Here is a 21535-nt window from a genome sequence, read left to right as displayed (position 1 = left end):
GCCTCATCCAAGAGAGAATCGATGCAAGACCCTAAAGCCGATACCCATATCGAGACCGTGCACGTCACCGTCACTGGCACCGTGCAAGGCGTGGGCTACCGCCACGCCACGGTCCGGCGCGCCCACATGCTGGGCGCCAAGGGCTGGGTGCAGAACCTGCCGAACGGCACGGTCGAAGCCATGGTGCAGGGCACCGCCGACCAGGTCGACCACATGCTGGAATGGCTGCGGCGCGGCCCCCCGGGCGCCAGCGTGCAGGAGATCACCACCCGCCGGGAGTACACCGATAAGCGTTACATCCGTTTCGAGCAGCTGTGAGGCCATCGCCTCTGCTCGCCGTTATGGGCTAGTCTGGTCGGCCGATACGGACGCGAAAGGAAAAAAGGCGCCTGCCGAAAGACTCAGCGCGTGCGCAGCCAGCGCCCGCCCAGCTGGTTGAAAAGCAGGCCGGCCAGCACGCAGGCCACGCCCACCCATTGCAGCGTCTCCAGGCGTTCGCCGAAGGCAACGGAAGCGGCCCATAGCCCCACCACGGGCACCAGCAGCGAAAACGGCGCGATCTTGGCGGCGGCGTGGCGCGTGAGCAACTGCGTCCACAGCGTGTAGGCCACCAAGGTGGCCAGCACCGCCAGGTACAACACCGACAGGATCTCTCCCCAGCCTATGTTCATGATCATGCCGACCACCGGCTGCCAGCCGTCGATCAGCACGGCCAGCAGCAGGAAAGGCAGCACCGGCGCGGCGCTGCTCCAGGCGATGAAGGCAAACGGGTCGTAGCCCGGCGACTTGCGGCTGGCCAGGCGCACGATGATGTTGGACACGGCCCACATGAACGCGCCGCCCAGCGTCAGCACGAACCCCGCCATGGTCATCTGGCCCGGCCCTTCGCCGCGGCCGCCGGCGATGACCGCCAGCCCCAGCGCCGCCACGCCCAGCCCGATCCAGTGATGGCGCTGCGCGCGCTCATGCAGGATGGGCGCGGCCAGCAGCAGCGTGAAGAACGCCTGCGTCTGGATCACCAGCGACGCCATGCCGGCCGGCATGCCGAACTTCAAGGCGGTAAAGAGCAGCCCGAACTGGCCCAGGCCCTGCACCAACCCGTAAGCTGCAACCCAGCGCCACGGCAGCCTGGGCGCACGCACGAAGAGAATCAGGGGGAAGGCCGCCAGCGCGAATCTCAGGGCGCCCAGCAGCATGGGAGAGAGGCCCCGCATGCCGACCTTCATGGCGACGAAGTTGGTGCCCCAGATGACCACGACCGCCAGTGCGCAGAAATAGTCTTTTCGGGAAAGATGGGTCGTGGTCATGCGGCATTATCGCATCGCGCCACCGCCGCCGAACGGAGCAGATCAGCCTGCCTTCAGCACCGTTTCGAAGGCTCGCACAGCCGCGTCGATGTCGGCATCGCCGATGTGGCGGTGGGTCACGCAGCGCAGCCGCGTGCGGCCCCAGGGGCGCACCAGCAGGCCCGCCGCCTGCAGGGCCGCCACCCACTCCGTGTTGCTCATGCCCGTGCCGGCGGTCTCCACCTGCACGATATTGGTCTGCGGTTCGGTGGCCGAGATGGCCGGTCCCAGGCGGTTGACGCCCGCGCTCAGGCGGCGCGCGCGGACGTGATCCTCCGCCAGCCGCCCGGTCATGGTCTGCACGCCTTCCAGGCCGGCCGCGGCCATGATGCCCGACTGGCGCTGGGTGCCGCCCAGCATGCGGCGCAGCACGCGCGCCCGCGCCATGACGGGCTGGCTGCCGGCCAGCACCGCGCCCACCGGCGCGCTCAGGCCCTTGGACAGGCACAGCGACACGGTGTCGGCATGGCGGGCGATCTCGCCCGCCGCCACGCCCAGGGCCACGGCCGCATTGTAGAGGCGCGCGCCATCCAGGTGCACCGGCACGCCCGCGGCACGCGCCAAGCCATGGACCGCCTGCATGTGATCCAGCGGCAGCACCGCGCCGGCGGCGTTATTGTGCGAGGTCTCCATCGTCACCAGCGCCGTCTTCAAGCGGTGGCCGCCGGCCAGCAAGGCGTCCTCCAGGCGGTTCAGGTCCATGGCGCCGTCAGTACCGGGCAGGCCCAGGTAGAACGAGCCGGTGAACGTGGCCGCCCCGCGTTCGGACGTGTACATGTGGGCGGCCGATTCCAACACCACCTGCTCATTGCGCTGCGTCTGCGCCAGCACCGCCAGCAGGTTGGCCATGGTGCAGCTGGGCACGAACAGCCCGGCTTCCTTGCCCAGCTGGCCGGCCACATACGCCTCGAGCTCGCGCACGGTAGGATCGCCGTCCAGGCCGTCATCGCCGATGGGCGCGGTGCGCATGCGTTCGTACATGGCCGCGGTGGGATGGGTGACCGTGTCGCTGCGCAGGTCGACGGGTGCGCGGGCGGCGGCGGGGGAGGTCTGGGTCATGGCTGTCAGTGCTGCAGGATTTTGGAAAGAAACTGGCGCGTGCGCGGCGCACGCTCCTCTACATCGCCGAAGAACTGCTCCTTGTCGCAGTCTTCCACGATCTTGCCGCCGTCCATGAAGATCACACGGTCGGCGACGCGGCGCGCGAATCCCATTTCATGGGTCACCACCATCATCGTCATGCCCTCGGCGGCCAGGTCGGTCATCACGTCCAGCACTTCGTTGACCATCTCAGGGTCCAGCGCCGAGGTCGGTTCGTCGAACAGCATCACCACCGGGTCCATCGACAGCGCGCGCGCGATCGCCACGCGCTGCTGCTGACCGCCCGACAGTTCGCCGGGGTGCTTGTCCTTGTGCGCCGACAGGCCCACGCGCTCCAGCAGGGCCAGCGCGCGCTGGCGCGCTTCGTCCTTGCCGCGCTTGAGCACCTTGAGCTGGCCCAGGCACAGGTTCTCCGTCACCGACAGGTGCGGGAACAGCTCGAAATGCTGGAACACCATGCCGGCCACCGCGCGCAGCTTGGGCAGGTTGGTGCGCGGATCGCCCACCGAAATGCCGTTGACCTGGATCTCGCCTTTCTGGAAGGGCTCCAGCGCGTTCACGGTCTTGATCAGCGTGGACTTGCCCGAACCCGACGGTCCGCACACCACCACGACCTCGCCGCGGCCCACGGTGGTGGAGCAATCGTCCAGCACCTGGAAGTCGCCATACCACTTGCTGACCTGCTTGATCGCTATCATCGGGGGCTTGGAAGAGAGTTGCATTGTTGAAACCTGTGGATAACTGGAAGCGCTGCGCTAGCGCAGCACCCGCGTGCGCTTTTCCAGCAGCTTGACCAGGCGGGACGCCGTGAAGCAGATCACGAAATACACCACCGCCACGAACAGATAGAGCTCCACCAGACGGCCGTCGCGCTGGCCGATCTTGGCGGCCGCGCCGAGGAAATCGGTCAGGGACAGCACATACACCAGCGAGGTGTCCTGGAACAGGATGATGATGCGCGTGAAGAGCGCCGGCAGCATGTTGCGGAACGCCTGCGGCAACACCACATAGCGCATGCCCTGCCAGTGGTTCAGCCCCAGCGCCATGCTGGCCGACACCTGGCCGCGCGCGATCGACTGGATGCCCGCGCGCATGATTTCGCAGAAGTACGCGGCCTCGAAAAGGGTGAAGGTGATCACCGCCGAATTGAACGCCCCCACGCGCAACGGCGTGGGCGACCCAACCACCCAGGCGGCGATGTAGGGCATCAGGAAGTAGAACCAGAAGATCACCAGCAAGAGCGGGATCGAGCGCATCACGTTCACGTAGATGCCCGCCGGCACCGACAGGATCTTGAAGCGCGACAGCCGCATCATGGCCAGCAGCGTGCCCAGCGCCAGGCCCATCACGCCGGCCAGCGCGGTCAGGGTCAGCGTGAAGGTCATGCCCGTCTTGAACAGATAGGGCAGCGCCGCCCAGATCACGTCGAAATCGAATTTGCCCATGGCTTCGTCCTAGGGCCTTTTCGCCGAACCGATCAGTCCGGGAACCGCGACATGGCGTTCGAGCAGCCGCATGCCCAGCACCACCATGCCGTTGATGATCAGGTAGATCACCGTGGCCGCGGAAAACGCCTCGAAGATGTGGAAGCTGAATTCCGCCATCGAACGCGCCTGGCCGGTCAGCTCCAACAGCCCGATCGTCAGCGCCACCGACGAATACTTGATAGTGCCCATGAACTCGGAGGTCAGGGGCGGCAGCACAATGCGGAACGCTTCCGGCAGGATGATGTAGCGGTACACCTGCGCCTCGGTCAGGCCCAGCGCGGTGCCCGCCTGGAACTGGCCGCGCGGCAGCGACTGTATGCCCGCGCGCAGCTGCTCGGCCACCCGCGCCGATCCATAGAACCCCAGGCACAGCACCGCGGGTACGAACTGGCCCCAGGGTTGCGGCATCTGCTTCATGGCCAGGCCCCAGGCATGCGGCAGCAGTTCGGGCAGCACGAAGTACCAGAGGAACATCTGCACCAGCAGCGGGATGTTGCGGAACACCTCCACATAGGTCGCGCCCAGCGCGTTCATCAGGCGCGAGCTGGCGGTGCGCATCACGCCCAGCACTGACCCCAGCAACAGCGAGAACACCCACGCGGTCAGGGCCAGCGCCAAGGTCCAGCCCACGCCGATGAAGATCGTCTCCAGAAAGGTATGCACGCCGTCCGGCGACATATCCAGGAAGATGCTCCAGCTCCAGTTGTAATTCATGCCCCGTCCCTTGATGGCGATGCCAACCGCGCCTGGCAGCCGGCTTCCTTGCACGCAAGCCGCGGGACGCCAGGCGTCCCGCGCGCAGCCTGCTTACTCGTACGCCTTGGGATCGCCGGAATCGGTCGGATTGGCCAGCGCGCGCTTGAGCGCATCGCTCATCGGGTACTTCAGGTTGATCTGCTTGGGCGGGATCGGCGCATTGAAGTACTTGTCGTAGATGGCGGCCACCTTGCCCGTCTTGATCAGATCGCGCACGGCATCGTCCACCACCTTCTTGAAGGCCGGATCGTCCTTGGGTTCCATGATGCCGTAGGGCGCCATTTCCAGGCCCTTGGTGCCAATCACGAAGGCGTCGGGATTCTTCGACGACGCCACCGCGCCATAGGCGATGCCGTCATCGTTGGCCGAACCCGCGGCGCGGCCCGATTCCACCATCAGGATGGTTTCGGCGGTGTCCTTGGTGGGCGCCATGGTGATGCCCAGGTTGCCCTTGGCGTTCAGCTGCGAGATCAGCCGGAAGGTCTGGCCGCCGGCCTGCGCGGCGATCGACTTGCCGCGGAAGGACTCCAGGTTGTTGGGATCCACGCCGCCGTCCTTGCGCGCCACCAGCACCACCTGCGCCACAAAGGTCGTGGGCGCGAACGACACCAGCTTGTGGCGTTCGAGGTTGTTGGTGGTGTTGCCGCATTCCAGGTCGATGGTGCCGTTGGCGAGCAGCGGAATGCGCGTGGCGGAAGTCGTCGGGTTGTAGCGCACCTCCAGCTTGGGCAGCTTCAGGGCGGCCTTCACGTATTGGGCGACTTCCTGGCAGATCTCCACCGTGTAGCCGATCGGCTTCTGGTTGCCGTCCAGATAGGCAAACGGGACCGAGGTCTCCGGATGGCCCAGCGTGATCACGCCGGTTTCCTTGATCTTGTCCAGGCGGCTGGGGCCTTCGGCCTGGGCGGTTGCGGCGCTGCCCAGGAAGGCCGCGGCGACGGAGATCGCAGCAAGTGCTTTCATCTGATTCCCTTGGCGCCGTTCGAGCGGCGCATGTTTATGTTCACGATCGACGGCGCCAGCCAGGCTGACAGCCGCCTCGTCCCGCGATGAGCCCCGCGGCTGGCGAAAAGTATCAACTAGCGGTATGGTTTTATCCAGTTCCAATCGAGTATTCCTCTATACGGATTTGACATGGCCATTCCACGGATGGGCTTGAGACACATCGAGGCGTTCCGCGCCGTGATGATGACCGGCTCCATGACCGCCGCCGCACGGCGCGTGCACACCTCGCAGCCGCACGTTAGCCGCTTAATTGCGCAATTGGAAGCCATTACCCAGTTCGCCTTGTTCGACCGCAATGGCAGCCGCCTGACCCCGACCCAGGACGGGTCGCGCTTCTTCCAGGAAGTGGAAAAGACCTTCATCGGCCTGGCCGGCCTGGAATCGGCGGCGGCCAGCATCCGCTCGTTCAGCGCCAGCCGCCTGAGCGTGGCCGCCATGCCGCGGTTGGCAGGCGGGCTGCTGGCGCGCATCGTCGCGGCCTTCAAGACGGAATACCCGGACGTGATGGTGTCCATCCATTCCGGCAACGCCAGCACGGTGCACAACTGGATCAGTTCGGGGTTCTGCGACACGGGCCTGGCCATGCTGTCGGGAGATTCCCCCGGCATCCAGGTCGAGCCGGTGCTGACCATGAGCTGCGTCGCGGTGGTGCCCAAGGGCCATCGCCTGGCCAAGCTGAAGAAACTCAAGCCCGCCGACTTCGCCGGCGAACCGTTCGTGGCCTTCACCAGCGGCACGCCGTTGCGCGAAAAGATCGACACGATATTCAAGACAGCCAAGGTCGAACGCCAGACCGTGGCCGAAGCTGGCCTGGGTTCGTCGATCTGCGCCCTGGTGGGCGCGGGCTTGGGCGTGGCGCTCATCAACCCGCTGGCCGCGCGCGAGGAATACGCCGCCCACAACGTCGAGATCCGCCCCTTCAGCCCCGCCGTGCCGGTGACGGTGGCGCTGCTCTATCCGCCGTACCACACGCGCACGCGACTGGTCAGCGTGTTTTCACGTTATGCGCACCAGCTCATGCAGGAAGAGATGGGGGATCTGAAGGCGCGGCCGGGGCGGTGACGCCGCGCTGGTGCCATCAGCGCTCTGCGGCGCCTTGCTCCAGATACCGCTCGGCCTCGCCCGATTGCTTCAACGCATCCCACTGCGCCAGCGTCAGCTGAGGCATCTGAAAGGCCGCCTGCGGCCGGCAATACCAGCCTGGATTGTGCAGGCGCGCCAGCAGGTCCATCGCCGGACCATCCAGATAGAGATGCTCCCGGTCCGCCACCACGTCGTCACGCACATGCATGGCCGCCACCTGCGCCACGATCAGGCTGCGGCGGTCGATGCGCAGCAGTTCATGCACGCGGCACTCGAACGCCACGGGCGACTGCGCCACCCAGGGCACCTCGATGCGCCGCGACGGCGACAGCTCCAGGCCAGCCTCCAGGGACTCGTCCACGCCCGCCGGAAAATCCACCGCCGTCACGTTCATCCGGCCGGCCTGCGGGGCGGACACCAGGCTCACGGTGAACTCGCCGCGTTCGGCGATGTTGCGCGCGGTGTCCTTGGGCGCATCGCCGCGCACGCCGATGCCGACGCAGATCAGCGGCGGATCGCCCGACATCAGGTTGAAGAACGAGAACGGCGCCACGTTCGTCGTCCCTGCGGCGTCGCGCGACACGATCCAGGCGATGGGCCGCGGCACGATCGCCGCGGTCAGCAGCTTGTAGCGCGCCGGGCCCGCCAGGTCATTCAGATCGATGAACATGGCTTATCCCCAACCCCTCAGTCCCGGCCCTGCGACGGCGCGGCGCCTTGCGCGGCCTTCGCGTCGGCGAAGGCGCGGTCGCTGCGCTTGCAACGGCAGCGGCCGATCTGGTGCAGCTCGATCAGGTTGCCCACCGGGTCGCGCAGGAACAGCTGCATAAGCTCGGGCGCGGCCACGTTGTCCAGCTTCCAGTAGTCCACCGCCAGACGCTGCAGTTCCGTCTCGGCCGCCGCGATATCGCGCACGGCCAGCGCCACGTGGTTTTCCACAGGATCACAGCCCGGGCCTTGGGAATAGGGCGAGGGGCCGTCGCTGCCCAGCAGGTGGATCTGGCAGTCGTTGCCCATGTCCAGGAAGTAGCCGGCGATGCCCGGAATCTCCCAACGGCCACGGTCCGTGTCCAGTCCCAGCACGTCTCCATAGAACGCGCCCATGGCCGCGACCTTGTCCAGCGACATGCGCACCGCGTGATGATGCAGTTCCAGAACTTCCAGCGCCATTTGTCTCTCCTCGGTTCTCATACGGCCTGCGCCCACGCGCGGCCACGGCTCGAATGTTGGTCCCGGACGGGACGCCGGGGAATGCCGTCTGGCGCAATCCAGAAGTGCATCAGACGCAACCCTGAAACGCCCGCCCGGTTTGCCGGCCGCGCTATGCTTGGTCACATGAAACCGCTAGACCTGAATCTGCTATTGACCCTGGACGTGCTGATCCAGGAAGGCAGCGTCGTCGGCGCGGCGCGCCGGCTGAACCTGAGCACCCCCGCCATGAGCCGCAGCCTGGCGCGCATCCGGGAGGCCGTCGGCGACCCCGTGCTGGTGCGCTCCGGCCGCGGCCTGGCGCCCACGCCCCGGGCGCTGGCCCTGCACGCGCAGGTGCGCCACGTCATCGAACAGGCGCAGGCCGTCTTCACGGCCTTCGGCGAGGACATCAACCTGGCAACCCTGACGCGCGTCTTCACCCTGCGCGCCAACGACGTGTTCGTGGGCGGTTACGGCGGCCGGCTGCGCGAGCACCTGCGCCGTTATGCGCCCCGCGCCGTGCTGCGCTTCGTCTCCGAAGGCAACCACGACGCCGACGCGCTCAGCGGCGATGCCGATCTCTATATCGGTTCTTCCCAGAAGTTCGGCGCCGACATCAAGGTGCAGACCCTGTTCACCACCGCGTTCTGCGGACTGGCGCGCAAGGAACACCCGATCTTCAAGGCGCCCATCACCCCGCAGCGCTTCTGCGCCTACGACCACGTCAGCGTGTCGCGCCGCGGCCGCGCGCAAGGCCCGATCGACGACACCCTGGAAGAACTCGGGCTGGCGCGCCACGTCACGCTGATCACGCCCACCTTCCACGCCGCGATCTTCGCGCTGGCCGATTCCGACCTGGTGCTGCCGTCCATGCCGCAGAACCTGATGTCCGGCGTCGAACGCCTGGGCCTGAAGCTGAGCGCCTTCGAGGTGCCGGTGCCCATGCGTCCGGTCACCGTGGTGCAGGCCTGGCCGCCGCGGCTGGACAGCGACCCCGCGCACCGCTGGCTAAGGCAAACGATCAAGCAGGTTTGCGGCACGCCGCCGGATGCGGCGGCGGGGTTGTAGATAGTTCGCCGTCAACGTAGCAGCTTGCGCGGGAAAACACCCTGAATTCGATCACAAGGCGCTTAAGGATCGATTTAAGGTGCCTTCTCGATCTCCCGCAGATCCAACCACGCCACAAGCAGAAACCCGCCGGCCAACCCCAGATGTTCAAAGAACGAGTTGGCCGCCATGAAGCGTTCCTGCCCCACGGGCATCTCCCAAAAGCGCAACGCAATACCGGTCGCCACCAACGTGAATGCAGCTAGCGCCAGCGCGCCCAGCCATCGCAGCCGGCCCGTCAGGATCATCAGGGAAGCAACCAGTTCCAGCGCAATCACCAGCACCGCGAACAACGGCCCGGGCGACAGCCCGAAATGCGCCATTTCGCGCAGCGCACCGGGAAAATCGAAGAGCTTCACCAGCCCGCCCTGCAGGTAGGCGGCGCACAGCCCCAGATAGGCCAGGAACCGCAGCGCCGAGGCGCCGAACAGCGGGCGGGCCAGGTCGGCCAGGCGACGTTCCCATTGGAAAGCAGCGTTCATGGCCAGCCTCCTCAGACGGCCCAGCAGGAGCAGCCCAGCGCGCCGAAGAAGCCCTGCGGATCGGAGCTGGGCGCATTCGACGCCCATGCGCGGGCATGGTCGTGTCCATGCAGGCCGCAGGAGCTGGCGCACGCGCAGGCCGCCATGTTGCGGTAGCCCAGCGAATTGCGGCCGGCGCCGTCTGGATCGCCCCAGGCGCCATAGCCGCCGAACAGCCGGGTAGACGACCAGTCGGGCATGGCGGGCGGCAGCGGGTTGTCGTCCAGCGGCGCGAATTCGCCCGCGCCGTAGACCACCCGCCCGCCCACCACGGTCAGGTCCGAGGTCAGGAAGGAGATCTCGTCCTCGGTGCAGCTGAAGTAGTCCTTGTCCGGCACGATGAAGTCGGCCAGCTGGCCCGGTTCGATGCGGCCGCGCTTGCCTTCCTCGTTGGAGAACCAGGCCACATTCTCGGTCCACATGCGCAGCGCCGTCTCGCGGTCCAGGCAGTTGCGCGCAGGGTAGAGGCGGGTGCCGCCCACGGTCTTGCCGGTGACCATCCAGGACAAGGACACCCAGGGGTTGTAGGACGCGACACGGGTCGCATCGGTACCGGCCGAGACCTTCACGCCGCGCTGCAGGATCTTGGCGACGGGCGGCGTGGCTTCGGCGGCCTTCGCGCCGTAGCGTTCGATGAAGTACTCGCCCTGGTAGGCCATGCGGTGCTGTACGGCAATACCGCCACCCAGCGCGGCAATGCGGTCGATCGATTTGTCGGAGATGGTCTCGGCGTGGTCGAAGAACCAGTTCAGCCCCGTCAGCGGCGTATCGCGATGCACTTTCTCGAACACGTCCAGCGCGCGCGAGATGGTCTCGTCGTAGGTGGCGTGCAGGCGCCACGGCCACTTGTTCTGCACCAGCACGCGCACGACCTCTTCCAGTTCGCCTTCCATTTCGGGCGGCATGTCCGGACGCTCCACGCGGAAGTCCTCGAAGTCGGCAGCCGAGAACACCAGCATTTCGCCCGCGCCGTTGTGGCGGAAGTAGTCGCTGCCCTGCTTGTACTTCACGCTCGACGTCCAGTTGAGGAAATCTTCCTTTTCCTGCTTGGGCTTTTGCGTGAAGAGGTTGTAGGCCAGGCGCACCGTCATCTGGTTCTCGTCGGCCAGCTTCTGGATCACGGCGTAGTCGTCCGGATAGTTCTGGAAGCCGCCGCCCGCATCGATCACGCCGGTCACGCCCAGCCGGTTCAGCTCGCGCATGAAGTGGCGCGTGGAATTGACCTGGTAGTCGAAGGGCAGCTTGGGGCCCTTGGCCAGGGTGGCGTACAGAATGGTCGCGTTAGGTTTGGCCAGCAGCAGCCCCGTGGGATTGCCCTGACCATCGCGCATGATTTCGCCGCCCGGCGGATTGGGCGTGGTCTTGGTATAGCCCACCGCGCGCAGCGCTGCGCCGTTGAGCAGCGCGCGATCATACAGGTGCAGGATGAACACCGGCGTGTCGGGCGCGATGGCGTTGATCTCCTCGATCGTGGGCAGGCGCTTCTCGGCGAACTGATGCTCGGTAAAGCCGCCCACCACGCGCACCCATTGCGGCGCGGGCGTGATGGCGACCTGGCGTTTCAGCATGGCCATGGCGTCGGCCAGCGAGCGCACGCCGTCCCAGCGCAGCTCCATGTTGTAGTTCAGGCCGCCGCGGACCACGTGGGTATGGTTGTCGTACAGGCCCGGCAAGGCCGCGCGGCGCTTCAGGTCGACGACCCGCGTGCCGGCGCCGGCCAGCGGCATGACTTCGGCGTCCGAACCGACCGCCACAAAGCGGCCGTTCTTGATCGCGACAGCGCTGGCCTGCGGCTTGCCGCGGTCCAGCGTGGTGATGCGGCCATTGTGGAAAATGACGTCCGGCGTGGCGTTGGACATGTTGGAATCTCCTTTTGAACTGGCGATGGCGGGGCGTCCCAACATACCGTTGAGCGCCAGGGCGGAAGCTACACCGATGAGATCGCGACGGGTAGGCATGCAATATCTCCTTGGATGCGGGAACCGGCTCAGCCGTGCTCCTTGTCTTGAGCCTGGTGGCGGCCAGGCAATTGCCCGAGCACGTGGCTCACGGCCTTTTCCTTGTCACAGGCCGCGACGAAGGCGGTGCCCTTGAGCAGTTGCTTGCCCACGGGAATGACCTGCTCGCCGACCAATATGCCCAGCAGGCCGATCAACGCCACCAGCGGCGGAGCGGGCGAGCGGACCTGCAGAAGGCTGTAGACCACGCCGACCAGCAGTCCGGCGCCCAGGGAAAGTAGATAGATCTTCATGTGCGTCCTCGCGTTGTGTAGGGGTTATGAGCGCGCGCCGCTCATGCGTGCGTATCGGCCAGGAGCACTTCGGCATCGTCCAAGGCCATGAGGCGCACATCGGTTTCGTCGCGGATGGCGGCGCCATCGCCTGAGCCAATCTCCACGCCGTTGACTTGCAATCTGCCCTTGGAGGCGACCAGATAGCCGCGGCGGCGGCCGCGCGCGAAGCGGTAAACGACGGATTCGCCTGCTTTGAGCGCCACCGCAAGCACGCGCGCGTCGCTGCGGATGGGCAGCGCATCATCGTCGCCGTCGATGCCGCTGGCCAGCGTGATGAAGCGTCCCTTGCAGGCTTCGCGGGTAAAGGACTTCCGGCCCCAACTGGGCGGCGCGCCGCGGCGGTCCGGCTCTATCCAAATCTGGAAGACATGCGCGGGTCCGCCTTCCATATTGAATTCGGCATGCGTCACCCCACTGCCCGCGCTCACGACCTGCACTTCGCCAGCGCGGGTGCGGCCGCGATTGCCCAGATCGTCTTCATGGGTGAGCGCGCCTTCCCGCACGCAGGTGATGATTTCCACGTCCGAGTGCAACAAGGGCGGAAACCCTGCGCCCGGCGCGATGGTTTCATCGTTCCATGCGCGCAGCGCGCCCCAGCTCATGCGCTCGGGGTCCTGGTAGGCCGCGAAGGAAAAGTGATGCTTGGCATCCAGCCAGCCGCGGCGCTCGTGGCCCAGGCTCGCAAGCGGACGGCGCTCAATCATGATGCGCCTCCGTGGCCGGACTGTCGCCGATCACGGCGGCATGCTTCATGTGGTTCATGGACGTGCTCCCGATGCTGCCCGTCAGCGCTTCAAGGCCAGGAAGTGATGCACTTCGGGCTTTTCCGGCCCCATATGAAAGCGCAGCGCTTCCGCTTGCAGATCGGCATCGGCGTGCGACACCCGGTGATGCTGGCGCAGGTGTTCGGCCCAGGATTCGACGAAGAACCACTCGACCACCCGCTGCGGGTCACTGGTGTGCTCGACCACGCCCCAGGCATAGGCGCCATCGCGCAGTCGCTCTTGCGACAGGCGCTGCATCGCATCCAGAAAGGCAGGGCGGTCTTCCTGGCGGATGCGGTACTCGACCTGCACCAGCACCGGACCGCGGTCGTGGGCCACCGGTTCAGCGACCAGCGGCTCCGGCCAGTGATTCGACGCCTGCAGATCCGCCTCGCCAACCGGCAGGCTGGCGCGATGAAACAGCAGCGCAACCGCGACCAGTCCGGCGGCGCTGACCGCCAGAGCGTAGGGCACGCCGATCTCGCGCGCCACCAGGCCCCAGCCCAAACTGCCGGCGGCCATCGCGCCGTTGAAGACCATCAGGTACACCGCCAGTCCGCGGCCGCGCACCCAGTTGGGCAGCACGGCCTGGGCCACGCCATTGAACGTGGTGAGCGCGGTAATCCAGCCCATGCCCAGCACCACCAGCATCAGCACGGCCAGCCATTGCGGTGGCGCGAACACCAGCACGGCCATGACCGCCGCGCTGGCCACCGACGCCAGCAGCACCAACCCGTCGGCATTCAGGCGGGCGCCCAGCCTGGGCAGCAGCAGGGCGCCGATGATGGCTCCTGCGCCCACCGCGCCCAGCAGCACGCCGTAAAAGCCCGAGGAGCCGCCCAGCATCTGCCGCGCCACCAGCGGCAACAAGGCCCAGACCGCGCTGGCGAACAGGAAGAAGACGGCGGCGCGCAGCAACACGCGGTGCAGCTCCTTGCTGGCCCGCGTGTAGCGCAGGCCGGCGCGGAACGCGCCGAAGAAGTTCTCCGACAGCGCGCTATCGACGGCCGCGGGACGCTTCCACCACAGCAGTGCGGCAATGACGAACACGTAGCTCAGCACGTCCAGCCCATAGGTGACGGCCGCGCCGAAGCTGGCCAGGATCAGGCCGCCCGCCGCCGGACCGATGGCGCGGGCGATGTTGATGCCCAGCGAATTGAGCGCCACCGCGCCCTTGAGTTCTTCGCGCGGTACGAGTTCGGGGACGATGGATTGCCAGGTCGGTCCCATCAAGGCCGCGCCGATGCCGCCGACGAAGGTCAGGGCGATCAGGTAATCGACCGTCAGCGCGCCGAAATGCGACAGCAGCAGCAGCGTGCCGCTGACCGAAGCAAGCAGCAGCTGCACGAAGATCAGGAAGCGGCGCCGGTCCAGGATGTCGGACAGCACGCCAGCGGGAATCGCCAGCAAAAAGATGGGCAGGGTCGCCGCCGTCTGGATCAGTGCCACCGCGGCCGGGCTGGCCGACAGGTCGGTCACCAGCCACGAACTGGCCACGTCCCGCATGAAGCTGCCCACGTTGCCCAGCACGGTCGCAGCCCACAGCACGGCGAACACGGACTGGCGCAAGGGCGCGAAGGTGCCGCGCGCGGCGGGATTCTTCTGGTCTGGCATGGGACTCTCCTGGATCGCGCCAGGCGGCATTCGGACCCGCAAGTCCCGCCGCCCGCCGTGTTCAAAACGCCGTGTTCAAAAACAAGGCGCCGGACCGGCCAGACGCTGTCTGGACGATCCGGCTTGCGGTTTACTTGGCGGGGTTGGGGCCGATGCGTTCACCGTGCTGCACGCGCTCTGCCAGCTTGTGCACGTGGGTGACGGCGTAGTCGATGCCCATGCCGTAGGCGCCGGAGTGTTCCTTCACGATGCCGGTGACGGCGTCATAGGTCTCCTTGCGGGCCCAGTCGCGCTGCCATTCCAGCATCACCTGCAACCAGGTCATCGGCACGGCGCCAGCCTGCACCATGCGGTCCATGGCGTACTTGTGCGCGTCCACCGAGGTGCCGCCCGAAGCATCAGCCACCATGTAGATTTCGTACTCGCCTTCCAGCATGGCGCACAGCGCGAAGGTGGTGTTGCAGACCTCGGTCCACAGGCCGGCGACGATCACCTTCTTGCGGCCATTGGCGGCCAGCGCGTCGCGCACGTTCTGGTCGTCCCAGGAGTTCATGGAGGTGCGCTCCAGGATCTTGTTCTCGGGGAACACAGCCAGCAGTTCGGGGTAGGTATTGCCGGAGAAGCTGTCGGTTTCGACGGTGGTGATGGTGGTGGGGATATTGAAGGCGCGTGCAGCTTTGGCCAAGCCCACCACATTGTTCTTCAGCGTCTGGCGGTCGATGGACTGCACGCCGAAGGCCATCTGCGGCTGCTGGTCGATGAAGATGATCTGGCTGTTCTGCGGGGTCAGGACTTCGAGGCATTTATTGGCGGACATGGCGGATCTCTCTTTAAGGAAAACTATCAAGGAAGGCGGCAGCGAAGAATTCGGTGTAGCTGGCAAACCATCCCGGTCTGCACCGTTGCGACGATGGCGGGGTGCCGCTGGAAGGGCCCGTACATCTCGTCTGTCGGTGTATGCATAGTAGGGAGCGGCCGCGTTCCTGAGAACCCGCAGCATGGAATTCCATCCTTTCCATTTCTTGCATGATGACCATGGCGTGACAGTCCTTTGCTGCGCTGCGTTCAACACCATTCTTGTCCATGCCATAGGCAGGGGCTATCATCGGCGCGGGCATTTCCCAGGAATACGAGATGAGCAAGCTGCCGGATTTAGAAGGTTGGGCGATCTTCGCCAAGGTCGCCGAGACCGGATCATTCGCCAAGGCGGCGGCCGAGTTCGCCTTGTCGCAGGCCACGGTTTCCAAGACCATCAGCCGTCTGGAAGCCCGCATGAAAACGACGCTATTTCATCGCACCTCCCGCAGCATGACTTTGACGGAATCCGGCTACGCGGCGCTGGAACGCGCAGCGCGCATCTTGGAGGAAGGCGAGGCGGTCGAATCCGAGGTGACCGAAAAGTCGAGCAGCCTGCGCGGCAAGATCAGGCTGTCCGCGCCCATGTCCTTCGGAGTCACACATCTGGCGCCGATGCTGCCTCCCTTCATGCAGGCCAATCCCGACGTGGCCCTGGAGATCGAATTCAGCGACAAGCAGGCCGACCTGGTCTCCGAACGCTTCGACCTGGCGCTGCGCATCTCCAACCTCGTGGACTCGAAGCTGCTGGCACGCCGCCTGTGCTCGGTGCGCATCCTGCTGGTGGGCGCACCCAGCTACTTCAAGCGCGCGGGACGGCCCAAACATCCAAAGGACCTGGCGCAGCACACGGCGCTGCAATACATGTATGCACGCAACGGCACGAGCTGGCGTTTCCGTCATGAAAAGCACGGCGAGTTTTCACAGTCGCTGCCCGTGCACCTGAACGTGAACAACGCCGAAGCCCTGACGCCGGCGCTGCAGGCGGGCATGGGGCTGGCACTGCAGCCGGAGTTCCTGGCGTGGAAGGATTTGCAATCAGGTGCGCTGGAAACCGTGATGGACGACTGGCAGGTGGATCCCATCGCCTTGCACATCGTCACCCCGCCTGGTCGCCGCCGGCCGGCCCGGGTGCAGGCGTTCATCGAATATCTGGCGGAGCGCTTGACGGCTGAGCCCTGGGCCAATGATGTGCAGGTGTAGAAGGATTGCGTGGTCCGGACCGCGCCGGACTCGCGCATGAAAAAGGGGCTGCGCAAGCAGCCCCTTTTCTATGACGTCCAGGATCTCTGCCAAGATCCGGCGCGATCTGTAGGATCCCATCAGCATTTAGATATCACGTGCCGTCGCCCTAAGGCCATCTAACATCTGGTAGGTCGTACCAGATCGAGCCGTCCCATTTCGTTAGATTTTCCTATGCCTGTTCTCCGCACTCCTTACGGCTTGACTGGCCCTCGGAGCGGACATTTTGAGGCGTACCTCCGCAGTTGACAGCCGGGATCCCGCTCGGCTCAATTGCCTTGGGTGCGGCCGGCTCGCAATACAACTCCTTCCAGAGCTTTTCTGCCTTGGTCACGCCTGAAGATGCGCGAATGACAATAGCCAGCCCGACAAGAGAGGGGAGAAGCAAGAGCAAAGCTAGCAACCTCTGCTGCTTCACGAGCGAGTGCACCTGATCTTTCATGCTGCCACTTGCTAACGCCCTGCATAGGTCGAGCAGCTCCGACTTCCGAAAGCCTGTTTTCTCCATAAGATCCGGACTGTCGGCAGCGCATTCCGTGGCAGCGAAAACCCAGTCTTCGCCCCATAGGGTCATGTTTCTCACCGTATTCGCGTCCGTCTTGAACCAGACATTCGACTCTTTCATGTGAAAGTACCCGTAGGGCGAAGCGAACAAGGAACCAGCGATCATAAACAAGGCCCACAATACGACGACGAGGAAGAATAGAACCGGTTTCCACATCTTGTGCGGCCTGCGCACGACCGCCGGATTGCGCACATCAACCCAGCGCCACAGAGTTCTCAGCTTCAAGATCCCGACGTTGTTGGCTTCCGCCCAGCTATTAAGCTGGTGCAGGTCGGCCAAGGATTGCAAGGGCATGCGATAGAAAAACCTGAAGATCTCCAGGTCGCGACTTTCCTGTTGGATTTTTTTCAGCACTGAATCCTGGGCTTCGCGCCGACCTGCTGCGATTCGCCAAAGTCGGTCCAAAAGAAAGTGCGCGGATCCCGCGCGCGCCCAGATCCAAAGGCATAGCAGTAAAAAAAGCCCTGCCCAAAGAACAGGCGCGATCCAGGGAGCCTGGACGAGAGGGGTAAACAGTTCAAGCATCTATCTTCCTTGCTCTGAGGGACAAGAGCCCAGATACTAACCACCTTCGCAACAATCCATTCCGGCAAGAAGCAAGCAACTGCCCGTGGCTTCGAGCGGGCAGCTCGAGATCCCTCACGAGATCCGCAAACGTCTTATGTCCCAATCTGGAGATAAGCGCTACTTCGTCCTCCAGATGGACGGAGCGCTTACATGGGCTTTGATAAGCCTTCCCTAGCAAACAGTAGCGATAATTCGCAGTCAAGATTCGGCCCCCCTTCGCGCATAACAGGCGAGGCGAGGAATCAAGCTAGGCTCGCACCATTTCCAAACCGTTTGAGCTCAATACTTCGAGCATCCGCAAAAAAAAGAGGCTGCAAAAGCAGCCTCTATCACGAACTCTAAATTGCCCGAGAAAATCTAGGTGTTCACGGAATTCAACACGATCAGGCGTCGATATTCCCCGCCGACAGTGCATGCGTCTCGATGAAGTTGCGGCGCGGTTCCACGTCGTCGCCCATCAGCGTGGTGAAGACTTCGTCGGCCGCGATGGCGTCCTCGATCTGCACGCGCAACAGGCGGCGCACCTTCGGGTCCATGGTGGTTTCCCACAGCTGTTCCGGGTTCATTTCGCCCAGACCCTTGTAGCGCTGCTTGGAGATGCTGCGGTCGGCTTCGCTGCGCAGCCACTGCATGGCTTCGCGGAAGTCGGACACAGTCTGTTCCTTGCGCTTGTCGCCTTCGCCGCGGGCGGCCAGCGAACGCGAGCCGACCTTGCCCAGGAAGCTCTTGGCGGCCTTGGACAGGACCGCGTAGTCCGAACCGTTGACGAAGTCCGCGTCGATGATGCTCACGCGCACGTTGCCGTGGTGCATGCGCTGCACCGACAGGCGATGGCGCTCGGTGGCCTCGTCGAACTCCGGCACGACTTCCACCCCGTTGCCGCTGACCGGGTCGCGCATGGCGTCGGCCAGGCGGCGGGCGGAGTCGGCGGTGGACTCGGCCGACTCCAGGTTGATCTCCACGCCTTCGGCCATGGCCGACAGCGCGCCCACGTCGAACACGCGCGACAGGCGCGCGATCACGGCGTCGGCCGCGACGTACTGGCGGGCCAGGTCGTTGAGTTCGTCGCCGCGGATGATATTGCCGCCCGAGATGATTTCGGCATCCTTCAGCGCCAGTTGCAGCATGAACTGCGCTTCTTCCTGGTCGTCCTTCAGATACCGTTCTTCACGGCCGACCTTGACCTTGTACAGCGGCGGCTGGGCGATATACACGTAGCCGCGCTGCACCAGCTCAGGCATCTGGCGGTACAGCAGCGTCAGCAGCAGGGTGCGGATGTGCGCGCCGTCCACGTCCGCGTCGGTCATGATGATGAGGCGGTGGTAGCGCAGCTTGTCGACGTTGAAATCAGGACCGATGCTGGTGCCCAGCGCGGTGATCAGCGTGGCGATCTGTTCGCTGGCGATCAGGCGGTCAAAACGCGCCTTCTCGACGTTCAGCACCTTGCCGCGCAGCGGCAGGATGGCCTGGAACTTGCGGTCGCGGCCTTGCTTGGCCGAGCCGCCTGCGGAGTCACCCTCGACGATGTACAGCTCGCACAGCGCGGGGTCCTTTTCCTGGCAGTCGGCCAGCTTGCCGGGCAGGCCTGCGCCTTCCAGCACGCTCTTGCGGCGGGTCATTTCGCGCGCCTTGCGCGCGGCTTCGCGGGCGCGGGCGGCTTCGACGATCTTGGCGCACAGCGCCTTGGCGTCGTTCGGGTGTTCCAGCAGCCAGGTTTCCAGCGTACGCGCCACGGCTTCTTCAACGGCCGGACGCACTTCGCTGGAGACCAGCTTGTCCTTGGTCTGGCTGCTGAACTTGGGCTCGGGCACCTTCACCGACAGCACGCAGGCCAGGCCTTCGCGCATGTCGTCGCCGGACGTTTCGACCTTGGCCTTCTTGGCCAGTTCGTTGTCGGTGATGTACTTGTTGATGATGCGGGTCATCGCCGCGCGCAGGCCAGTCAGGTGCGAACCGCCGTCGCGCTGCGGGATGTTGTTGGTGAAGCACAGCACGCTTTCGCTGTAGCTGTCGTTCCACTGCATCGCCACTTCGACGCCGACCGGCACGCCGCCCGCCGAGGACTCGGTCGTGACCGAGAACACGTTCGGGTGCAGCACGGTCTTGCTGCGGTTGATGTATTCGACGAAGCCCTTCACGCCGCCGGAGAAGGCGAAGTTCTCTTCCTTGCCCTGGCGCTGGTCGATCAGGCGGATCTTCACGCCATTGTTCAGGAACGACAGCTCGCGCAGGCGCTTCGAGAGGATCTCGTAGTGGTACTCGATGTTGTTGAAGATGATCGGGTCGGCCAGGAAGCGCACTTCGGTGCCGCGCTTGTCGGTCGTGCCGGTCACCGCCAGGGGCGCGACGCGCTCGCCCTGGCGGAACTCCATCTGGTGCACTTCGCCGTTGCGGCGAATGGTCAGCCGCAGCCATTCGGACAGCGCGTTCACGCAAGACACGCCCACGCCGTGCAGGCCGCCAGACACCTTGTAGGAGTTCTGGTCGAACTTGCCGCCGGCATGCAATTCGGTCATGACGATTTCGGCCGCGCTGCGGTGGAATTCGTCATCCTTGTGGATGTCGGTGGGAATGCCGCGGCCGTTGTCGGTGACCGAGATCGAGTTGTCGGTGTGGATCGTGACGACGATGTCGTCGCAGTAGCCGGCCAGGGCTTCGTCGATGGCGTTGTCGACGACTTCGAACACCATGTGGTGCAAGCCGGTGCCGTCGGATGTGTCGCCGATGTACATGCCGGGGCGCTTGCGCACGGCCTCCAGCCCCTTGAGCATCTTGATCGAGTCAGCGCCGTAGCCGCTGTTCTCGGGAGTGGTGTTCTGCTGATCTGACATGTCTGTATCGATAACGCTTTAAAGAACGGCCTGGCGGCCGGACCGCCCACGGGCCCTCAGGCCCGCAAGCGGCACAAACCCACGATGGGCGCGGATCAAATCCGCATGGGCATGACGACGTACTTGAACTGGTCGTCTTCGGGCAGGGTGATGAGCGCAGACGCGTTGGCGTCGGGCATGACCGACCACTGGATGTTGTCCACCTTGACGTTGGACAGCACGTCGAGCAGGTAGCCGACGTTGAAGCCCACATCGAGGGCTTCATGGCCGTAGTCGATGTCGATTTCTTCCTGCGCCTCTTCCTGCTCGGCGTTGGAGGACGAGATCTTCATCTGGTTCTGCGCCAGTTGCAGGCGCACGCCCTTGAACTTGTCGGTGGTCAGGATGGCGGCGCGCTGCAGGCTGCCCTGGAGCGCTTCGCGGCCGACCAGGAAATGGCGCGTGTAGTTGGTCGGGATCACGCGCGTGAAGTCCGGGAACTTGCCTTCCACCAGCTTGGAGACGAGTTCCACGTCGCCGAAGCGGAAGCGGATCTGGCCCGGCGCCACGTCGATGGAAACGGGCTCGTCGGAGTCTTCCAGCAGGCGCTGCATTTCCAGCACGGTCTTGCGCGGCACGATCACTTCATGGCGTTCGCTGATGCCGTCGGCTTCGGTCGAGCAGTGCGCCAGGCGGTGGCCATCGGTGGCGACCGCGCGCACGCGGCCCGGTTCAAACACCAGCAGCATGCCGTTCAGGTAGTAGCGGATGTCCTGTTGCGCCATGGCGAAGTGCACCATGTTGAACAGGTGGCGCAGCGTGCGCTGCGGCATGGTCAGCGACACGTCCCACTGCTCGGGCTGGGCCACGGTGGGGAATTCGCTGGCGGCCAGCGTCTGCAGGGCGAAGCGGCTCTTGGCCGACTGCACCGACAGCTTGTTGCTGGCCAGCGCCAGGCGCACGTCGCCGGTGTCCGGCAAAGCCTTCAGGATATCCAGCAACTTGCGCGCCGCGACCGTGGTGGATTCGTTGTCTTGACCCACGCCGAAGTCGGCATGGGTGGTGATCTGTACTTCCAGGTCGGTCGCAATGAAGGCAACCTTGTTGCCTTCCTTGCGCATCAGGATGTTCGCGAGGATGGGCAGGGTATGGCGTCTTTCGACGATGCCCGCCACAGTCGACAGCGGTTTCAGCAATGCATCGCGTGTGGTTTGTACGAGTTGCATGT

21 protein-coding genes are annotated in these 21535 nt (G+C 65.0%); 4 read left to right on the top strand and 17 right to left on the bottom strand.

Annotated features, from left to right (window positions below):
- The first annotated feature begins 21 nt into the window (after positions 1–21).
- Positions 22–318 carry an acylphosphatase gene (locus N5C88_RS00395; RefSeq protein ID WP_059376413.1) on the top strand — a complete coding sequence of 99 codons (297 nt, stop codon included), beginning with the start codon at positions 22–24 and terminating at the stop codon, positions 316–318.
- Between the two features lie 83 nt (positions 319–401).
- Here the strand turns inward: N5C88_RS00395 and N5C88_RS00390 are convergent, their stop codons facing one another.
- The 6 genes from N5C88_RS00390 to N5C88_RS00365 form a co-directional block, all read right to left on the bottom strand.
- Positions 402–1307 (bottom strand): EamA family transporter, encoded by a 906-nt coding sequence (locus N5C88_RS00390; protein WP_280014443.1) that lies wholly within the window; start codon positions 1305–1307, stop codon positions 402–404.
- Positions 1308–1349: 42 nt separating this feature from the next.
- Positions 1350–2405 (bottom strand): GntG family PLP-dependent aldolase, encoded by a 1056-nt coding sequence (locus N5C88_RS00385; protein ID WP_118932746.1) that lies wholly within the window; start codon positions 2403–2405, stop codon positions 1350–1352.
- 5 nt (positions 2406–2410) lie between these two features.
- Entirely contained in the window at positions 2411–3145 is a 735-nt protein-coding gene (locus N5C88_RS00380; RefSeq protein ID WP_041652034.1) for an amino acid ABC transporter ATP-binding protein, read from the bottom strand.
- Between the two features lie 57 nt (positions 3146–3202).
- Complete coding sequence (locus N5C88_RS00375; RefSeq protein ID WP_118932745.1) at positions 3203–3892, bottom strand: ABC transporter permease subunit; 690 nt, start codon at positions 3890–3892, stop codon at positions 3203–3205.
- 9 nt (positions 3893–3901) lie between these two features.
- Positions 3902–4648: an amino acid ABC transporter permease gene (locus tag N5C88_RS00370; RefSeq protein WP_059376401.1), complete on the bottom strand. Its 747-nt coding sequence runs from the start codon at positions 4646–4648 to the stop codon at positions 3902–3904.
- Positions 4649–4741: 93 nt separating this feature from the next.
- Entirely contained in the window at positions 4742–5653 is a 912-nt protein-coding gene (locus N5C88_RS00365) for an amino acid ABC transporter substrate-binding protein (RefSeq protein ID WP_059376395.1), read from the bottom strand.
- A gap of 171 nt (positions 5654–5824) precedes the next feature.
- Between N5C88_RS00365 and N5C88_RS00360 the strand changes: the two genes are divergently transcribed.
- Entirely contained in the window at positions 5825–6757 is a 933-nt protein-coding gene (locus tag N5C88_RS00360; protein WP_088143578.1) for a LysR substrate-binding domain-containing protein, read from the top strand.
- 16 nt (positions 6758–6773) lie between these two features.
- Here N5C88_RS00360 and N5C88_RS00355 read toward each other — a convergent pair whose 3' ends face one another.
- On the bottom strand, positions 6774–7448 hold the full coding sequence (locus tag N5C88_RS00355) for a flavin reductase family protein (RefSeq protein WP_280014441.1): 675 nt from the start codon (positions 7446–7448) through the stop codon (positions 6774–6776).
- A 17-nt stretch (positions 7449–7465) separates the two neighbouring features.
- Positions 7466–7948 (bottom strand): VOC family protein, encoded by a 483-nt coding sequence (locus N5C88_RS00350; protein ID WP_054455770.1) that lies wholly within the window; start codon positions 7946–7948, stop codon positions 7466–7468.
- Between the two features lie 165 nt (positions 7949–8113).
- Here N5C88_RS00350 and N5C88_RS00345 point away from each other — a divergent pair, with 165 nt between their 5' ends.
- A complete protein-coding gene (locus N5C88_RS00345) occupies positions 8114–9037 on the top strand; it encodes a LysR family transcriptional regulator (protein ID WP_118932742.1) in 924 nt (307 codons plus the stop codon).
- A gap of 74 nt (positions 9038–9111) precedes the next feature.
- On the opposite strand, the gene N5C88_RS00340 is transcribed toward N5C88_RS00345, so the two are convergent.
- The 6 genes from N5C88_RS00340 to N5C88_RS00315 all read right to left on the bottom strand — a co-directional run bounded on the left by N5C88_RS00340 (position 9112) and on the right by N5C88_RS00315 (position 15085).
- A complete protein-coding gene (locus N5C88_RS00340; protein ID WP_059376370.1) occupies positions 9112–9558 on the bottom strand; it encodes a DoxX family protein in 447 nt (148 codons plus the stop codon).
- An 11-nt stretch (positions 9559–9569) separates the two neighbouring features.
- Positions 9570–11456, bottom strand: a complete 1887-nt coding sequence (locus N5C88_RS00335) for an amidohydrolase (RefSeq protein WP_280014529.1) — start codon at positions 11454–11456, stop codon at positions 9570–9572.
- Between the two features lie 128 nt (positions 11457–11584).
- On the bottom strand, positions 11585–11848 hold the full coding sequence (locus N5C88_RS00330) for a XapX domain-containing protein (protein ID WP_059376366.1): 264 nt from the start codon (positions 11846–11848) through the stop codon (positions 11585–11587).
- A 41-nt stretch (positions 11849–11889) separates the two neighbouring features.
- Positions 11890–12594: a pirin family protein gene (locus N5C88_RS00325; protein ID WP_280014440.1), complete on the bottom strand. Its 705-nt coding sequence runs from the start codon at positions 12592–12594 to the stop codon at positions 11890–11892.
- Positions 12595–12675: 81 nt separating this feature from the next.
- Entirely contained in the window at positions 12676–14268 is a 1593-nt protein-coding gene (locus N5C88_RS00320) for an MFS transporter (protein WP_059376359.1), read from the bottom strand.
- A gap of 130 nt (positions 14269–14398) precedes the next feature.
- Positions 14399–15085 carry a hydrolase gene (locus N5C88_RS00315; RefSeq protein WP_280014439.1) on the bottom strand — a complete coding sequence of 229 codons (687 nt, stop codon included), beginning with the start codon at positions 15083–15085 and terminating at the stop codon, positions 14399–14401.
- Positions 15086–15402: 317 nt separating this feature from the next.
- Between N5C88_RS00315 and N5C88_RS00310 the strand changes: the two genes are divergently transcribed.
- Positions 15403–16326 carry a LysR family transcriptional regulator gene (locus tag N5C88_RS00310; RefSeq protein WP_280014438.1) on the top strand — a complete coding sequence of 308 codons (924 nt, stop codon included), beginning with the start codon at positions 15403–15405 and terminating at the stop codon, positions 16324–16326.
- 211 nt (positions 16327–16537) lie between these two features.
- On the opposite strand, the gene N5C88_RS00305 is transcribed toward N5C88_RS00310, so the two are convergent.
- From N5C88_RS00305 to dnaN, 3 genes are all read right to left on the bottom strand, one after another.
- The gene (locus N5C88_RS00305; RefSeq protein ID WP_251878388.1) at positions 16538–17455 is read right to left on the bottom strand and encodes a DUF6216 family protein; all 918 of its coding nucleotides are present in this window, start codon (positions 17453–17455) and stop codon (positions 16538–16540) included.
- Between the two features lie 425 nt (positions 17456–17880).
- Positions 17881–20328, bottom strand: a complete 2448-nt coding sequence (gyrB, locus tag N5C88_RS00300; protein ID WP_059376348.1) for a DNA topoisomerase (ATP-hydrolyzing) subunit B — start codon at positions 20326–20328, stop codon at positions 17881–17883.
- A 95-nt stretch (positions 20329–20423) separates the two neighbouring features.
- A complete protein-coding gene (gene dnaN, locus N5C88_RS00295; RefSeq protein WP_054455945.1) occupies positions 20424–21533 on the bottom strand; it encodes a DNA polymerase III subunit beta in 1110 nt (369 codons plus the stop codon).
- Positions 21534–21535: the final 2 nt, after the last annotated feature.

The sequence above is a fragment of the Achromobacter sp. GD03932 genome, from assembly GCF_029839485.1.
GTDB lineage: Bacteria > Pseudomonadota > Gammaproteobacteria > Burkholderiales > Burkholderiaceae_B > Achromobacter > Achromobacter bronchisepticus_A.
The sequence above is the reverse complement of the archived record's forward strand: the minus strand, read 5'-3'. Positions and strand labels throughout refer to the sequence as shown.

Bases quoted from the DNA above. Each gene is read 5' to 3' on its own strand.
- gyrB (WP_059376348.1), bottom strand. From the start codon at position 20,328: ATGTCAGATCAGCAGAACACCACTCCCGAGAACAGCGGCTACGGCGCT.
- N5C88_RS00315 (WP_280014439.1), bottom strand. From the start codon at position 15,085: ATGTCCGCCAATAAATGCCTCGAAGTCCTGACCCCGCAGAACAGCCAG.
- N5C88_RS00395 (WP_059376413.1), top strand. From the start codon at position 22: ATGCAAGACCCTAAAGCCGATACCCATATCGAGACCGTGCACGTCACC.
- dnaN (WP_054455945.1), bottom strand. From the start codon at position 21,533: ATGCAACTCGTACAAACCACACGCGATGCATTGCTGAAACCGCTGTCG.
- N5C88_RS00370 (WP_059376401.1), bottom strand. From the start codon at position 4,648: ATGAATTACAACTGGAGCTGGAGCATCTTCCTGGATATGTCGCCGGAC.
- N5C88_RS00305 (WP_251878388.1), bottom strand. From the start codon at position 17,455: ATGCTTGAACTGTTTACCCCTCTCGTCCAGGCTCCCTGGATCGCGCCT.
- N5C88_RS00320 (WP_059376359.1), bottom strand. From the start codon at position 14,268: ATGCCAGACCAGAAGAATCCCGCCGCGCGCGGCACCTTCGCGCCCTTG.
- N5C88_RS00325 (WP_280014440.1), bottom strand. From the start codon at position 12,594: ATGATTGAGCGCCGTCCGCTTGCGAGCCTGGGCCACGAGCGCCGCGGC.
- N5C88_RS00350 (WP_054455770.1), bottom strand. From the start codon at position 7,948: ATGGCGCTGGAAGTTCTGGAACTGCATCATCACGCGGTGCGCATGTCG.
- N5C88_RS00365 (WP_059376395.1), bottom strand. From the start codon at position 5,653: ATGAAAGCACTTGCTGCGATCTCCGTCGCCGCGGCCTTCCTGGGCAGC.
- N5C88_RS00345 (WP_118932742.1), top strand. From the start codon at position 8,114: ATGAAACCGCTAGACCTGAATCTGCTATTGACCCTGGACGTGCTGATC.
- N5C88_RS00355 (WP_280014441.1), bottom strand. From the start codon at position 7,448: ATGTTCATCGATCTGAATGACCTGGCGGGCCCGGCGCGCTACAAGCTG.
- N5C88_RS00330 (WP_059376366.1), bottom strand. From the start codon at position 11,848: ATGAAGATCTATCTACTTTCCCTGGGCGCCGGACTGCTGGTCGGCGTG.
- N5C88_RS00335 (WP_280014529.1), bottom strand. From the start codon at position 11,456: ATGTCCAACGCCACGCCGGACGTCATTTTCCACAATGGCCGCATCACC.
- N5C88_RS00310 (WP_280014438.1), top strand. From the start codon at position 15,403: ATGAGCAAGCTGCCGGATTTAGAAGGTTGGGCGATCTTCGCCAAGGTC.
- N5C88_RS00380 (WP_041652034.1), bottom strand. From the start codon at position 3,145: ATGATAGCGATCAAGCAGGTCAGCAAGTGGTATGGCGACTTCCAGGTG.
- N5C88_RS00360 (WP_088143578.1), top strand. From the start codon at position 5,825: ATGGCCATTCCACGGATGGGCTTGAGACACATCGAGGCGTTCCGCGCC.
- N5C88_RS00375 (WP_118932745.1), bottom strand. From the start codon at position 3,892: ATGGGCAAATTCGATTTCGACGTGATCTGGGCGGCGCTGCCCTATCTG.
- N5C88_RS00385 (WP_118932746.1), bottom strand. From the start codon at position 2,405: ATGACCCAGACCTCCCCCGCCGCCGCCCGCGCACCCGTCGACCTGCGC.
- N5C88_RS00340 (WP_059376370.1), bottom strand. From the start codon at position 9,558: ATGAACGCTGCTTTCCAATGGGAACGTCGCCTGGCCGACCTGGCCCGC.
- N5C88_RS00390 (WP_280014443.1), bottom strand. From the start codon at position 1,307: ATGACCACGACCCATCTTTCCCGAAAAGACTATTTCTGCGCACTGGCG.